10 protein-coding genes are annotated in these 14,956 nt (G+C 51.9%); 4 read left to right on the forward strand and 6 right to left on the reverse strand.

The features are described 5' to 3' along the window. Positions 1–98 precede the first annotated feature (98 nt). Together QEH52_RS02355 and QEH52_RS02360 are read left to right on the forward strand one after the other, a co-directional pair. A complete protein-coding gene (locus tag QEH52_RS02355; RefSeq protein WP_308948373.1) occupies positions 99–3,353 on the forward strand; it encodes a hypothetical protein in 3,255 nt (1,084 codons plus the stop codon). Further along, the gene (locus QEH52_RS02360; RefSeq protein ID WP_308948375.1) at positions 3,350–4,084 is read left to right on the forward strand and encodes a hypothetical protein; all 735 of its coding nucleotides are present in this window, start codon (positions 3,350–3,352) and stop codon (positions 4,082–4,084) included. The genes QEH52_RS02355 and QEH52_RS02360 overlap by 4 nt, the downstream gene beginning before the upstream one ends. On the opposite strand, the gene QEH52_RS02365 is transcribed toward QEH52_RS02360, so the two are convergent. The 3 genes from QEH52_RS02365 to QEH52_RS02375 all read right to left on the reverse strand — a co-directional run bounded on the left by QEH52_RS02365 (position 4,060) and on the right by QEH52_RS02375 (position 8,599). Then, complete coding sequence (locus QEH52_RS02365; protein ID WP_308948376.1) at positions 4,060–5,163, reverse strand: LacI family DNA-binding transcriptional regulator; 1,104 nt, start codon at positions 5,161–5,163, stop codon at positions 4,060–4,062. The genes QEH52_RS02360 and QEH52_RS02365 overlap by 25 nt on opposite strands. Positions 5,164–5,248: 85 nt before the next feature. Next, a complete protein-coding gene (locus QEH52_RS02370; RefSeq protein ID WP_308948378.1) occupies positions 5,249–6,814 on the reverse strand; it encodes a sulfatase in 1,566 nt (521 codons plus the stop codon). Positions 6,815–6,820: 6 nt separating this feature from the next. Continuing rightward, positions 6,821–8,599 carry a sodium:solute symporter family transporter gene (locus QEH52_RS02375; protein ID WP_308948380.1) on the reverse strand — a complete coding sequence of 593 codons (1,779 nt, stop codon included), beginning with the start codon at positions 8,597–8,599 and terminating at the stop codon, positions 6,821–6,823. Positions 8,600–8,857: 258 nt separating this feature from the next. On the opposite strand from QEH52_RS02375, the gene QEH52_RS02380 reads away from it, so the two are divergent. Together QEH52_RS02380 and QEH52_RS02385 are read left to right on the forward strand one after the other, a co-directional pair. After that, on the forward strand, positions 8,858–9,862 hold the full coding sequence (locus QEH52_RS02380; protein ID WP_308948381.1) for a hydroxyacid dehydrogenase: 1,005 nt from the start codon (positions 8,858–8,860) through the stop codon (positions 9,860–9,862). 518 nt (positions 9,863–10,380) lie between these two features. Next, positions 10,381–11,328 carry an alpha/beta hydrolase family protein gene (locus QEH52_RS02385; protein WP_308948382.1) on the forward strand — a complete coding sequence of 316 codons (948 nt, stop codon included), beginning with the start codon at positions 10,381–10,383 and terminating at the stop codon, positions 11,326–11,328. A 306-nt stretch (positions 11,329–11,634) separates the two neighbouring features. Here QEH52_RS02385 and QEH52_RS02390 read toward each other — a convergent pair whose 3' ends face one another. From QEH52_RS02390 to QEH52_RS02400, 3 genes are all read right to left on the reverse strand, one after another. Continuing rightward, positions 11,635–12,972: an FAD-dependent oxidoreductase gene (locus tag QEH52_RS02390; protein WP_308948383.1), complete on the reverse strand. Its 1,338-nt coding sequence runs from the start codon at positions 12,970–12,972 to the stop codon at positions 11,635–11,637. 39 nt (positions 12,973–13,011) lie between these two features. Beyond that, positions 13,012–13,722: a hypothetical protein gene (locus QEH52_RS02395; protein ID WP_308948384.1), complete on the reverse strand. Its 711-nt coding sequence runs from the start codon at positions 13,720–13,722 to the stop codon at positions 13,012–13,014. 413 nt (positions 13,723–14,135) lie between these two features. Next, a complete protein-coding gene (locus tag QEH52_RS02400) occupies positions 14,136–14,843 on the reverse strand; it encodes a hypothetical protein (protein WP_308948386.1) in 708 nt (235 codons plus the stop codon). Positions 14,844–14,956 lie beyond the last annotated feature (113 nt).

Below are 14,956 nucleotides of genomic sequence, written 5' to 3' on the forward strand. Positions count from 1 at the left end.
TCTCCCTTAGCTTGATGGCTTTCATTTTGCTGCTTCTGCTCGCGTTGACATCCTTCATACAAGTTGAAAACAAAAATAGCACGCAGACGCTCACACAGATGAAAGCCCGTCAAAACGCCATGATGGCGCTCCAGATGGCGATCGGACAATTACAAAAAACTGCCGGCCCCGACCAACGCATCAGTGCTCGCGCCGACATCAATGCCAGCAACACTGGCAACCCAAATTGGATTGGTATATGGGACGCTAGAGCGGTCGACCCGAGCGATCCCACGCAGATCATCGACTCTTCGAGTTCGCTCGAACCATCACATGCGACCGCCCCAGCAAACAACGAGCCTTTAGTCTGGCTGGTCAATGGCGCTGAAGATATAAACAACGGCCTCAGCCCCGATCAACCTGCCGTCGCCGACCCCAGTTTCGACAATGAGAACATCTGGCTAGTACACAACCTGCTCGACCAGAGCATCCCCGAAAGTATCAAGCTCCAAACCTCCCCGATCGACGAATCCGGCAACTACGCCTACTGGGTAGATGACCTCGGCATCAAAGCGTCAGTGCAAATGACCTCATCAAGCCCAGAACCCACCAGCGGATCCGACGAACATGTGCAACAGCTCACCACAGTTCCGACATTCGGCAGCGAACTGATCAGCGGTTTCAGCGATCTCTTTCAGTTACTCCGTTCCTCAAGTTCGAATGCCGTCGACTTTCAAAAATCCCTAGAACGCGTCGTCTTCTATGACCAACTCGAAAATCTTTCGGCGGCTGACGACCGTTTGACTCCAGAAAGCATGGCCGCGAATTTTGCCAATATCAACACAGTCGGTAGCTACGGAGTCTTAGTAGACACCCTACGTGGTGGTCTTCGCCGCGACCTAAGTTATGTGCTGAATAACAACACTGGACTCAACACATCGCCGATAGCAACTGAAGTCGGATCCGGCGTGCGCATCCCATTTGGCAACAAAGATAGCAATGGCCTCGACCGTCTCCCATCTCCCGGCCCCGTGGGAGAAATCGCTCCGCAGAGCTCATGGACAGGCTCCTCAGAAGTCCTGCCTCCGACTTGGGATCTCGTGCGCTCATTCTTGTCCAACCGCCCGAACAGCAGCGGCGCCATGGCTCCAGTCGCCGCGCCCTTTCCAGTTCTCGACAATTGGAACATCGAGCCTTCCACGACACATGCGATACTCCCCATTGTCACGATGGTGGAATTTCGTTTTGGATTGGATATCAGCGGCGCCAATTACTCCTATGCGATTGAGCCAAACATAGTGCTCTGCAACCCCTACAACGTAACTTTAAATGCCGCAGACTATTCGGTCATCTTTACTCCAGTTTACAGCAGCGCTCCCTCGATACCATTCACAATTTCTCCCACCACCCCCACGCAATCGATCCCAGACCTGAGCTTCGCCACGCACCTCGGCAGCTCCGAACTCGCCTTCAATATCACCGACAGCCTGGCACCCGGTGAGGTCAAAATCTACTCACTGCCCGCAGATACATTTTACACCACGAGCTCCGGCGGAGTGATCAGCCTATCCCCTGGCTACAGTGCCGCCAGCATTCTAATCGACACCGGTGTCGCGATTGATCCGACGCTGACCGCGAGTTCCACTTCAAAAATTGAACTGCAAGAGATCTCGCAATTTCATCCGAAGATCTCACTGGCCGTCGGCCATGCCAGCGCAGGTAACCTACCCGTGCCCAGTATCACCGCACGCTACATCGAAACCGAGCCCAAGCGGATGGATATCAAATACGACAAAGACGCCCCCTCCACTAAACAAACTAAGCCGTATGCACGCATGGATGGCACCATGGACCCACGGACTTTGATCACCTTCCGCCTATCAATGACGACGCCATCGAACGGCTATCTCACCAGCGGCAATCAACCCGGCTCTCAAAACCATCAACTCCCAGGGAACCACCCAGCACGTAGATCTGACGGCGGCACAGTGAGTGAAATCGACGCCGGCATGCGCTCGCTTATTGACAGTAATCCACGCGCAGTGATCTCGCAGCGACTCGGAGGCTGGGACAACACACCAATCTATCACTTCGAAAGTTACCGCGATGCCGACTACACCATCCCTGTATCCTTCGATTTGATACATGCCTATTGGGGAGGCAGCATCGAAGGCGATGGCAATGGCTCCAGCCAAGTCGTGCTATTCGACATCCCACGGGTCAATGATCCGATCACCAGTATTGGCCAACTCGCCCACGTCAACTGGGGCACCGGCGGCAAACACCCGACCTACCCGCTCGGCAACAGCTACGCCTCAATCTTCTACAATGCAAACACACCCGACTTCAGCTTCGCTCTCAACGAAGCACTCTGGGATCGTTTTTTCTTCTCCACACTACCGTCAACGGGACTCGACAATCGCCCCAACAAATTAGCCAACACCCGACTTGATTATTACGACCCGGAGGAGTCCGCCGACTTGTCCGCTCTCGAAGGCAACCAAGCATACCAGTTAGCAGCCTCGCGACTATTGATCAAAGGCGCTTTCAACATCAATTCAACTTCGGTCGAAGCATGGACTGCATTCTTGGGCAGCATCCCCCGCAGCGACTACGCCTACGAGCTCCCATTAAACGGAGCCAACACAACCGACACTAATGTGCGCCCCTACCTACGGCTACGTCGCACGCATGGCATGGATCCCACCGCACACTTAAATGAACTCTACGAATGGTCCGGCTACCGCGATATAAGCGATGACCAAATCCGCACCATCGCCGGCGAAGTAGTCAACGCCATACGCCAACGCGGACGCCCCGCTCGTAGCCTGGCAGAGTTCCTTAACCGCGACCTCAATTACCCGTCAGACGATACGCGCAACCAAAAAGGCATTCTTCAAGCCGCCATCGATAATGTAATGAATCAGGATGACCCCACGCGCACCGGAGATGGTCAAGATGCGTTAAACGACTTACCTGGAATCGTCGGAGCAACTAGCCTGAGCAATGCCCTCACCGTGGAAACCACACTACTCAATGCCGACAACCCGGATGCCGCACGTGGCAAACTTCGAGCGACTGGAGCACCAGGATTCGTTATGCAAAATGATTTGATCACTCCACTGGCACCCGCCATGTCCGCCCGTTCCGACACCTTTCGTATACGGACATACGGCGATGCGCGTAATTCAGTCACGGGCAAAGTTTCAGCCAAAATCTGGTGCGAGGCTTACGTACAACGTGTGCCTGAATATGTCGGCGGCGAAGCCCCAGAAACTCAAACTGCAGATCTTGCCGCGGGCTCCATAAGCGATCAATTTGGACGACGTTTTGTCATCACCCACGTGCGCTGGCTCACAGAAAACGACATATGAAATCAACCACATTTATAGCCACACTACTTTGTCTACTCGTCCTTCAAACGCATCGTTCATTGGCGCAAGAAACAGAGAATCCTACAGTCCAAGTTGAGATGACTCTCATGTGCTGGGACAATGAACTCGAACTGACTTACCCCGGGCACGATGCAAAAAAACCGATCCTTGCACCGATGCAAGTTCGCTCCTCGGCCATCACCTACGAGGGGCCTGCGAGCTATCAGCTATCCTCGCTACTACCGCCCAATGAAGACGGCACCACCCCTTCAGTACCGCTGGCACAAGTCACACTGCCACTCGATTCGGAGCAAGTGTTGGTCATCCTCATCCCCAATAAAAGTCGCGAAAATGCAATGCCTTACAATGCGCTCGTCATCGACGACCGCTACGAGATATTTCCAAAGCAATCGGTTCGCTTCCTGAACTTTACTTCTCAAAAACTCACAGGCCAGCTAGGCCCAAGCAAATTTGAAATCGAACCACGCGGGCAAGCCATCGCCAAACCAGAAGTGACCACAGGCCCCAAACATCTGGTGCCTTTCCGCATGGTGCGCTATGTCACAGAAAATCAATCATGGCGACCAGTGATTTCGACCGTCTTCTCGATGCCATCGAATATTCGCATATTAGTCCTGTTGCTCGAGGACCCGAACGAACCGTTTCAACTACGTTTTGTTTTACTGCGCGACCTAATTGCAAACGATCAATTAGAAGTAACAGATGCCTGATCTTCGGATGCACTGCCCTCTAAGTCCGCATCAGATTCAACGAGTGTAGACCCTCGTTCCCAAACACCATGGCTCAAGACGACTTTTGGGTTGTTGGATAAACCGAGTTCATTGCGCTGCAATTGAGCGACAACCAAATCCACTGCGCACGAACCCACATCCGCATCCTGCTGGTTGATTCCAGTGATACGTGTCGAGTACACGTGCTTGATTGGTTTGGATAAAGACACATAGCCAATATCTTCTGGAATCTGTAGGCCAAAAAGTTCTGGCAACCATTCGACAAACTCAGTATTCGGCCCAATGATCACATCTGGACGATGCTTTTCCAGCCACGCCCCTAATTTATCTTCTATTGGGACGCCTTCTTCAACATAGAGCATAGGCACCACCCGTTTCTTAGGCTGAAAGCGCTGCCAAGCCAAATAGACCGACAACCAGGTATGATTCGCCCGCTTATCCGTATCTTCAGGTGTCACAAAACCGATACGCGTATAGCCCGCGTCCTCGCAATGCCGCAGAGCCATCGTCATACCGTCATCCAAATTCGCTGCCGCACGGTGCAGCTTCGGCTTTAAAAAGCTATAACCAATCGTAGCCGAAGCAAAATGTTGCCACTCTAAATCAATCTCAGTCGCGGGACTCGGCACGGGGGGAATGATCACACCTCCGATGCCACGTGCGCACAGCACATCACTTAGGCGCGCACCATTCATTCCTTCAGAAAACGCCCAGAACGGCTCAATCCGATAGCCCAACTCTTGAGCACGCTGCTCCGCCCCTTTATAATACTCACGATACACCCAATGATCCGCCCAGCCATCTTGCGAATCAAAGGCCGTCACCCAAGCAATCGCCGAGTGCATCTCAACTGGACGAGTCGCACGCAAGTTCGCCATTAAAGTCTGCACCATTGGATTGGGCCGATAATGCATACGACCGGCGACTTCGAGAATACGTAATCGAGTCGACTCAGACACCCGAGAACTACCGCGCAAAGCTAAGGACACAGCCATTTTAGAAACCCCCGCTGCGGCAGCAACTTCAGCCATGGTCGTGGTCTTTGAGGATTTATCCATTTCTGGCACAAAAATCTTTTCTACCTTACGCTCTGTCAATCAAACTCCCCTCGGTTAATATTGCGCGAACTCACTTTCAATCAGGCTAAAAAACACTCCAAGCTTGCGCCTTCTTATAATCGTCAGCAATCGTGCGCATTTCAATTAAGACCGCCTCATAAGCAGAATCCGTTGCCAAGTTTCGACTCTCCTCGGGATCATTTAAATAATCATAAAGCTCCACATCGACGACAGGCCCTCCCAAGACACCCTCGCGAAATCGGTGATCGACCCATTCGATATAGCGATAACGTTCGCTCCGCCACGCGTACCCCATAATCTTTCGCCCCTGATACTCACGTGGAAACTGGCTCACGGCACTGTCCTTCAATCGTCCATCAGGCGCGTAGAGTAAAGGTCGTAAGCTCAGCCCATCGATATCTGAGGGAGCATTGACTCCAACCAGATCGCAGAGGGTCGCAAAGGTGTCGAGCAGCTCGACTGGCGCAGCCACTTGCTCTCCCTGCGCAATATTCGCATCACTGAGATTACAAATCATATACACCGAGCGAGTCGCCTGTTCGTAATTTGTATGCTTACACCAAATCCCATGGTCACCGAGGTGCCAACCGTGATCGCTCCATAAAACAATGATCGTGTTCTCCAATTCCCCCGTGGACTCCAAGCCATCAAGTAGCCGCCCAAGTTGAGCATCAATATAAGAAACACAGGCATAATAACCATGGATCAATGTGCGCGCCAGATCATCCGCTATCGGCTCTGGCGAAGAGAGCGGTGCCCCCCCGGAATAGTTCCCATTACGAATTTCCCAGCCTGGCTGAAAATGATAACTGGGCGCCCCTACCGGCATCTCCGTTCTAGCAGCCAGACTCAATGTAGCCTCGTCATACAAATCCCAGTAGCGCTTGGGCGCATTAAACGGCAAATGTGGTTTATGAAAGCCAACTCCCAAAAAGAAGGGAGCCTCAGCCGCCGCTAACTCCTGCAGTAACTTGACCGAAGTCGCCGCAATGCGCCCATCCTCATAAGCCTCGTCGTCCACATCATGCGACCTTTCATAAGTCGGCACGCCGCCGACCGCCGAACGCAGACTCCATTCATCCTCTGAAGCGTCTGGAGTTTTGCGCACGTCATTCACTTTGGCGACAAGCTCAGCATCTAAAAAACCGAGGGCCGACTGCTCATTGCGAGGTGCTTGCACGAAAGGTCGACTCCAAGATACAGCATCATCGTAAATCGGACCTTCCACCGAACGTGAATCAAAAATCTTCCCGATGCCGACTGCTTGATAACCATTCGCTTTGAAATGCTGCGGTATCGTCACCACCTCCGGAAGTTCACTACGAATCTTAGTGCTCAAATCCCAGACCCGCGTTCGATCGGGCCGCAAACCAGTCAACACACTCGCCCGCGAAGGACCACAAACCGCTTGCTGGCTATGCGCATTGGTAAACGTCACGCCCATCGCAGCTAAGCGATCGAAGTTAGGACTCTTTACGATTGGATCTCCATAATTAGAGAGCAAGGGCTTCAAATCATCGACCGCGATAAACAATATATTAGGCCGATGCCCCCCCTTCGCCGCAATCACGCCTTGCGCGAAAATCAATAAGAACAACGGCAAGAGAACTCTAATGTATTTTTTCATCATACGACTTCATTCGCCAGGTTGAGCCTCCGGTATGGTCTTCGTATCTGCAACAATCGTCTGGCTGGATTTAGAAGAACGGCGAGCCGCGACTAACAGCACCGCTCCCACAACCCCCATAAATCCGGCAAGGCAAGCGATCTGCAGACGCGCGTCCGCAGAATTGGGAACCAGTAAGAACAACATCACCATCGCGGACATCAGCAATGAGGACACACCGATCATTTTCAACTGAGTGTAATCATTCGACTCACCGACTTCTTTTTCAAAATCAACTGGCGTATGCATCTGCTTAAAGAAACGCTCGATACGCGCCCGTTCCTCCGCTTTAGCAAAGCGCCACAGTGGCAAGCTGATCAACAGCCCCACGAAGCCAAAGACATACAGCCAGACCATACGATCTTGAATATACCACTCCGTGCCGTTGCTCATCTGATCGTAGGTGAAGTAAATCGACGGCAACATAGCCACACCTAGAATTACGAAGTAAGTCTTCCAATGGATGCGCTTCACCCATAGCCCCAGCAATACGGGCAAGCCCAGCGGCACACCAATCACAGCGCTAATCATCAGCATCGTATCGAAGAGCTCAAATTTTTGCTGCCCAGCAAACAAGCAAGCCGTCCCGATGATCGAGAGCCCCAATACCAATGTTGAAATTTGGCAAAGCAGCACTCCCGTTCGTTCTTTCAAAGGCGGCAGTTTTAGCAGACGCCGCATTTGAGGGATCACATTCTTAACGATCACCCCTGTCGTGCCATTCAGCCCAGTATCGAGACTACTCATCGTAGCGGCAAACATCGCCGCCAACATCAGCCCCATCAAACCATTTGGCAACAAACTCTGAGCAATAAACGAATAGCTCGCCGTCGCTGGCTCCTTTATATCCAAAGCATTAATGTCGGCATCAAATAAGAAGCGCGCCACCATCGGCGGCACAAACCACACGATACTTCCGACGAACATCAATATCGCTGCCAGCAATGATGCCTTTCGCGCAGACTTCCCATCCTTAACCGAAAGAAAGCGGCCCGCAGAAGTTAGATTAATATAGCCCGACAGTTGCACGAAAAAGATCACCACAATCCACTTGAGGCTGTATTTATCCTGCCAGAATTCGCCCGGCTCTTTCACAAATTTGAAGTCATCAATAAACTCAGGTTTGGTGAAATAACTGAAGAACGCTTCCCAGCCACCGATCGCTTTCAAGCTAAGATAAAAGACGAGAAAAGTCATGGCCATCATCAACAAGCCTTGCACGAAGTCAGTCGCCATCACCGCCCAACGTCCACCGGTCGTCGAGTAGGTAATGGCAATGCCTCCCAGCACAAAAATCACTGGTATGATCGGCAGATCCAAAGTCGAACTCGCAAAAACGGAAAGCGCGTAGAGTTGAATCCCCGCAGATAACGGTGACAGCACGATCCCCAGAATCGAGCTAAACTGTTCAATTTGCACACCATAACGCTCCCGCAAAACATCCGCCCACGTTTCCGCGCGCGTTTGTCGAAACCATGGACCCAGAATCATGCACAGTAAAAAACCAATGACATTAGCGGCATAAATGACCAAAAACGTCGGCCCCGCCGAAAACGCCGCCGAGGCATTTCCCGTAAAAGTAAACGCACTAATCCCACCCACGAATATACTGGTACCAACAATCCACCAAGTGCCCTTCGCACCGCCACGCACATAATCATCGACCGAATTATTCATCTTCGAGACCCACATCCCGATAACGATCAAGAAAACAAAATAAACGAGAATAGTGGCGTATTCGATGCCCATAGAATAAAACAGCTGATGAGGTGACAAGAAAGCCCGCAGTATACCCAATGAAAGCGCAGGCCCTCGAACAGAAAGATTCAAAAGAACTGAAGGCATCAGACGCGCGAAACAAGATACAACTATGTTTACTCGTAAACCTCAAGCAAAGTTCAGCTAACTACGCCCCGGTTTACGTGTATAACACATTAGCCTTACTATGTGTTTCCAGTCATACGCTCAGCACCCTAACTTAAATCGCCGACAAACCAGTGTAATAATATGCCAGATCGCCCTAAAAGCCTATTCCTATTAAGCCAGGATTCTTTAAATAAAATCTATTCCACGCACTCACAGGCAAGGATCGCGGAGCTCACACAATTAGAACCCACCGTACTGCACTACGAAACTTGGCAAAACGCAACTGATCGACTCAAGGACATCGAATACATCTTTTCCGGATGGGGCATGGCCTACATGGACGACGCCTTCTTGGATGCCGTTCCAAATCTCAAATACATCTTCTACGGCTCAGGCACCATTCGCTCTTTCTACAGCGAAGCCGCCCAAGAGCGTGGCATTCGTATTTCATCCGCATGGCGAGCCAATGCAGTCCCCACCGCAGAATATGCGCATGCGCTCATCATCCTAAGTCTCAAAAAATTCTTCCGCGCCACGCGCACCACCCAAGCAAACCGCAGCTGGCAACTACCCGCCGACGCCGCAGGCATTTACAAGAGTACTGTCGGCATCGTCTCACTCGGCACCGTTGGGCAACTCGTCGCCAAACACCTACGCGATCAACACAATCTCAACGTGATCGCCTACGACCCATTCGCGTCCAATCAAACAGCCAGCAAACTCGGCCTCAAACTCGTCAGCCTCCAAGAGTTATTTAAAACCGCAGACGTCGTCAGCCTACACGCGCCCGACCTCCCCGCGACTGAAGAAATGATCACCGAACAACTGCTACGCTCAATGAAAGCCAACGCCACACTAATCAATACCGCGCGTGGAGGGCTCATTAACGAAACCAGCTTTACCCAAGTATTTGAAGAGCGTAGCGATCTCGACGCCGTCGTTGACGTCACTCAAAACGAGCCTAAAAATGCAGACTGCCCCCTATGGAAACTCTCCAACGTGATCATCAGCCCTCACATCGCTGGCAGCCTCAATCAAGAATGCCAGCGCATGGGCGAATACATGGTCGATGAACTTGAAAGGCACCTCGCCGGCCAGCCCATGCAGCACGAAGTCACCCCCGAAGTATTTCTCACCATGGCTTAATTCGAAAGACTGAGCGAACAACAGGCTTCTAGCCTGCGACAAAAATGTGAAAGACCATCGTTTCGCCCAAGGTCATCCAAAGCTTCGCGACGGCTCTGGCAAATATCTACCGAAAAGGGAATCTAAAGCACACTCCAGTCGATGGTGGTCAACTCGCACGTGCCCCATTCCATGCCTACATTTGACAATAACCATAAAGGAAATATCACATGAGACTCGCCGTAACTACAATGGGAATAATGCTCTCCATCCTAACTACAAGCGCCTCGGACGACATATCACTTCCCACCCCACTCACGACGTTGGCAGGTAATCAGGTCACGACGTCCGACCAGTGGCAGAAGACGCGTCGTCCCGAGATCCTTGAGCTATTCCGTACCCATGTCTACGGAAGAACTCCAGTCCAGGAGCTGAATATCAACGCTACAGTTTTTGATTTGGATACTAACGCATTGAACGGCAAAGCCATTCGCAAACAGGTCGCAATCGAGGCAACGTCCGGTCAGAAACATCTGCGCATGAATCTCCTGTTATACTTGCCCCAGTCGGCAAACGAGCAAGCAGTTCCCGTCCTACTCCTCCTGAACTTCGGTGGTAATCACACGATCCATTCCGACCCAGCCATCGCGATCACTCAGGGCTACCTACGCGAGAAGTATAGACCGGCAGAGGAATTCCGAGGCAAGAAGGCGCCGCGGTATCCTATCGAAGCATTGCTCGCGCGCGGTTACGGCATCGCTACCGCCAACTATGGCGACATAGACCCCGACTTTCATGACGGATTCGAAAATGGGATTCACTCGTTATTTAACGCGCCCAGCCAACGCTCTGGAGATGCATGGGGAGCGGTTGGAGCCTGGGCATGGGGCCTGAGCCGTTTCATGGACTACTTAGAGACGGATACCGATGTCGATCACAGTCGGGTCGCGGTCCTAGGTCATTCCCGCCTCGGGAAGGCAGCGCTGTGGGCGGGTGCCCAGGACGAACGATTTGCCATGGTGATCTCTAACAATTCCGGATGTACTGGCGCGGCCCTCTCAAGGCATCAGAAAGGGGAAAGTGTCGCCCAAGTAAACAAGAGCTTCCCCCACTGGTTCTGTGAGAATTACAAGCAGCATAATGACAAGGAGAGCAGTCTACCGGTTGATCAACACATGCTGATAGCACTGATGGCCCCACGACCAGTCTACGTGGCCAGTGCGGACCGGGATCTCTGGGCCGATCCGGAAGGTGAGTTCCTTTCATGCGTTCACGCTGCACCAGTCTACAAGCTATTCGACTTGGACGGAATGCAGACCGAGAAAATGCCCGCATCGAACCAGCCAATCAATGATGGCCACATCGGCTACCATGTCCGCCAAGGGGAGCATGACCTGACGCCATACGACTGGAGCTGCTATATGGATTTTGCCGACAAACACTGGAAGGCTAGCCAACAAAAAGATGGAAAAGTCATCTCGAAATAGCCGCACTTTGTCGGCCTAAGTTGCAAGCGGAAGACACCGTAGCCTCATCAATTAACAGCTAATATGCAGCAACTGAAGTTCGTGATTTAATCACTAGAAATGTCAGATGGCGTGCCACGCGTCGCCCAGAACGACCGCGCTCTAGCGAGGACCTGCGTTGACGATGGCACATTTCATGAATGTCAGCGACTACGGGACACGAGAAGTTAAGGCTTGGTCGAGTCAACTCTGAAGCGCTGCCGAGTGTGTGGATACCTGACTAGAAACAGGCTTTGTCAAACTGGATTAGCGAAGAAAATTTCCACCTCAGACGAGTGCCCTAGGCTCGCAAGCACGCGCTTCACAGGCCTGCCTAAAGGCTTCCAACTCAGCCAATACTCCGGACGCCTCGTAGCTGTTCGCATCGCAACCCGTGCGTGCGAGATGACTGGCAAAAATACCGGCAGCCTCCCCAGTCGTCACTGCATTACCAGTCACCCGGTAGCTGGCATGCGCATGAAAATCGCCGCTGATACACCGCCCGGCCATGGCCAAGTTATCCACATCCGCTGCGATCAATGCACGCAGCGGAATGTCATAAGGCAAAGAAGGTGCAGCGGCGGAATCCCTGCCATAGCCCCCACCCTCACTTTTCATAATGCTATGCACATCAATCGGAAAGGTGACCCGCGTAACTGCGTCCACATGCTTTCGACCTACCAGCAGATCTTCTAAGGTAATGTGAAATCGACCGCGAATTCGACGCCCTTCCCGGACGCCAATGTGCGGGGCCGAAGCGACGACTTGCACCTCACTCCACTCCCCACCTGGGAATGTCCGCATGGCTGCAACTGCTTCGTGCAATTCCTTACGAGCCTGGATGCTTGCAGCTGTCAAATCTACCGAGTTTAAAGGACTCTTTTCGTAGATATGATTCGACATCAGGCAACACAGCCCATTGCTCAGAGGAAACAAGCTCGGCTTGGTGTAGCTCGGCGTGCAACCCGCAGCCACAAGCATTTGATACAACCAATCTTTATCGACACAGCAACCGCTCGTCGCCCCCTTGAAAGGCGCCTTGCGAATCGACTCAGGCACACCTGAAAGCATAGCCAAGAGCGACATCGGCTGTAACAAGGAATCTTCAGCGCGCCCTAAGTCAAACTGGCACCCCGCGCGCGCCGCCAAATCGCCGTCACCAGTCGTATCGACGAAGGCATCGCCTGCGATCGCGAATCGCCCCTCTTTGGCTTCCAAGATGACGTGCGTCATCCGCCTACCCGCAAGCTTTGCTGAGACCAATCGGGTGTAGAGCCTAACTTCAACCCCCGCTCGCTGACACAGATCTTCGAGCACCAACTTCATCGCTTCCGCATCGTACAGATCACGTGTCGGCTCGATCGCATCGCGACGCCTTAACTCATTGCGAATCTCAACGATCAAACCCGGTTTCTTCTTAGAATCCAGAATCAAGGTCAGCAAGCCAGCCGTCCAGATGCCTCCGAGCATGCCTTGATGTTCGATCAAACAAACCTTCGCCCCCGAACGCCCCGCGGCGATGGCCGCTGCGATCCCCGCGGGACCTCCGCCGGCGACAACGACATCATAATGACCTCGCACTGGCAACTCGACAGGATACTCAAGAATGGCTGTAGCTTCGCTCATGTGATGCGTCTCCGAGTGGACATAGCAGAAAAAGCCGAACTAGCGACGACGCTTCAATATGAAGGCACACATAAAAGCACTCATGCCTGCCAGTAAAACGGTGGTGCTGGCTTCGGGAACCGCAGATGCGCCGGAGATTGAAATATCGTTAATACGGTCGAACACGCTTGAAATATTTGCGTCATCAAAAACATAAATTCGAAAAACCAGACTATCCAGTCCCTGATAAGCCGGCGCACTGAGATCGGCGGTATATGTCGTAAATGTACTGGTCGATCCTGTAATCGTATGCGTCGCAGTAGTCACGGATCCAGGGAGAAAGACGAGATCGGGTATAGCGCTGAAGTCCGATCCTGTCTCCCCCGCTCGAACATTTGCAGATACGATCGGGTTAACAGTTGCCCCACTGTTGCTGCCACCAAATGAAAAACTAAACGAAGTTAAATTGAGAGATTCCCCTGAAACTGAGGGAGTCAGAGTGAGTGTCAGATATTTTCCTAAATCTCGCGCGGCGGGGCTTGAGCTAGACTGGATAAAAGCAGTATCACTGCTAGTGCTAAAGCCATGGAAGCCAGACAATCCGACCCATGCAGCATTTGTGCCTGAGACGTCACCTGAGATGTTCGTGGGAGCTTCCGGATCAGTGCTAGCAGTAAAATCATAGCTGATATCGAACGTGCCCGCCATCAGGCTAGACGTTAGCAAGGTGGCTGTTAGAGAAATGAGGGAGAGCTTGGAGGTTTTCATCATGATTTTCCGGTGTTGTATTAGGATAGTTTTAGATAAACGGCTCGGTTTGATTCAGCCGTCATTCCATACATAGTTAAAAATGTGATTTGTAGAATCCTATGCTTATTCACATCATTGAATAGATGGTCGGCGATGTCACAACCGCTCCGCGAGGGCGGGCGCATAGGGTGAAAAAAGAATGCCGCAGCAGAGTCAACTCCTGCCCCTCGCCGGCACGTCCGCCCTAGCCTCACCGCAGGAGGAAGGGTGCTCGCGAAACTTAACTAAGTGCCATTCCACTCAGACGATGAATCACTTGGGGCGGGTTGCCACTATCCACGTTCTAGCGAATGGGGGACTCCATTTCGATCCGGGCACGTTTCAACACAAAGTGGTCGAAACCGCTTCGCGGATTCGCGAGAGAGCAAACCGAACTAGCGGCGACGCTTCAGCACAAAGGCAAACATGAAAGCGCCGATCCCTGAAAGTAAAGCAGTGGTGCTGGCTTCTGGAACCACAGATGCGCCGGAGATTGAAATATCGTCGATCGCACCATACATGTTTGAGCCACCTGTGTTATCAAAGTAATAAATACGAATCTCGGCACTCTCCATGCCTTGATAAGTCTCAACACTGAGATCAGCCGTATAGTCCGTCCACGCACCAAGACTTGTTGCTCCAACGACCGTATGGGTTGCGGTGCTTACGGAACCAGGCAAGAAGACAACATCGGAGAGAGTGCTGAAATCGGAGCCCGTTTCGCCGATACGAATCTTCACAGAAACGATTGAAGTGTTTGCATTCCCGTCACGTCCACCTAAAGAAAAAGCCAACGATGTGAGGTTTAGTGTTTCACCCAGAACCTCTGGAGTTAATGTGAAGGTGATATAGTCAGTATCCGATTGAGCCGAAGGAGTAAAATTAGACCGAAATTGAGCCGCCTCACTACCAAAGCTTGCCCAACCACTATACCCAGCCGCGGTGATCGTTGAACCGGAGACATCGCCCATGACGATTGTCGCTTCCGCCGCTTCAGTCGAATTCCCATTGAAATCATAATCTATATCAAACGGAACAGCCATTAGGCTGGACGTTAGCAGCGCAGTTGTAAGTGGGAAAAGGGAGATTTTTATAGCTTTCATGGTTATTTTCACTGAGGTTGATGAGGCAGTATGATTAAAAATAGAATCGCTTGGATCCCGATAGGTTTCATAAAAAAATGCTTCCTGAAATTGATTTGTAAACCTTGCTGCAA

Origin of the sequence: Thalassobacterium maritimum (genome assembly GCF_031127805.1) — a bacterium.
Taxonomy (GTDB): Bacteria; Verrucomicrobiota; Verrucomicrobiia; order Opitutales; family Coraliomargaritaceae; genus Thalassobacterium; species Thalassobacterium maritimum.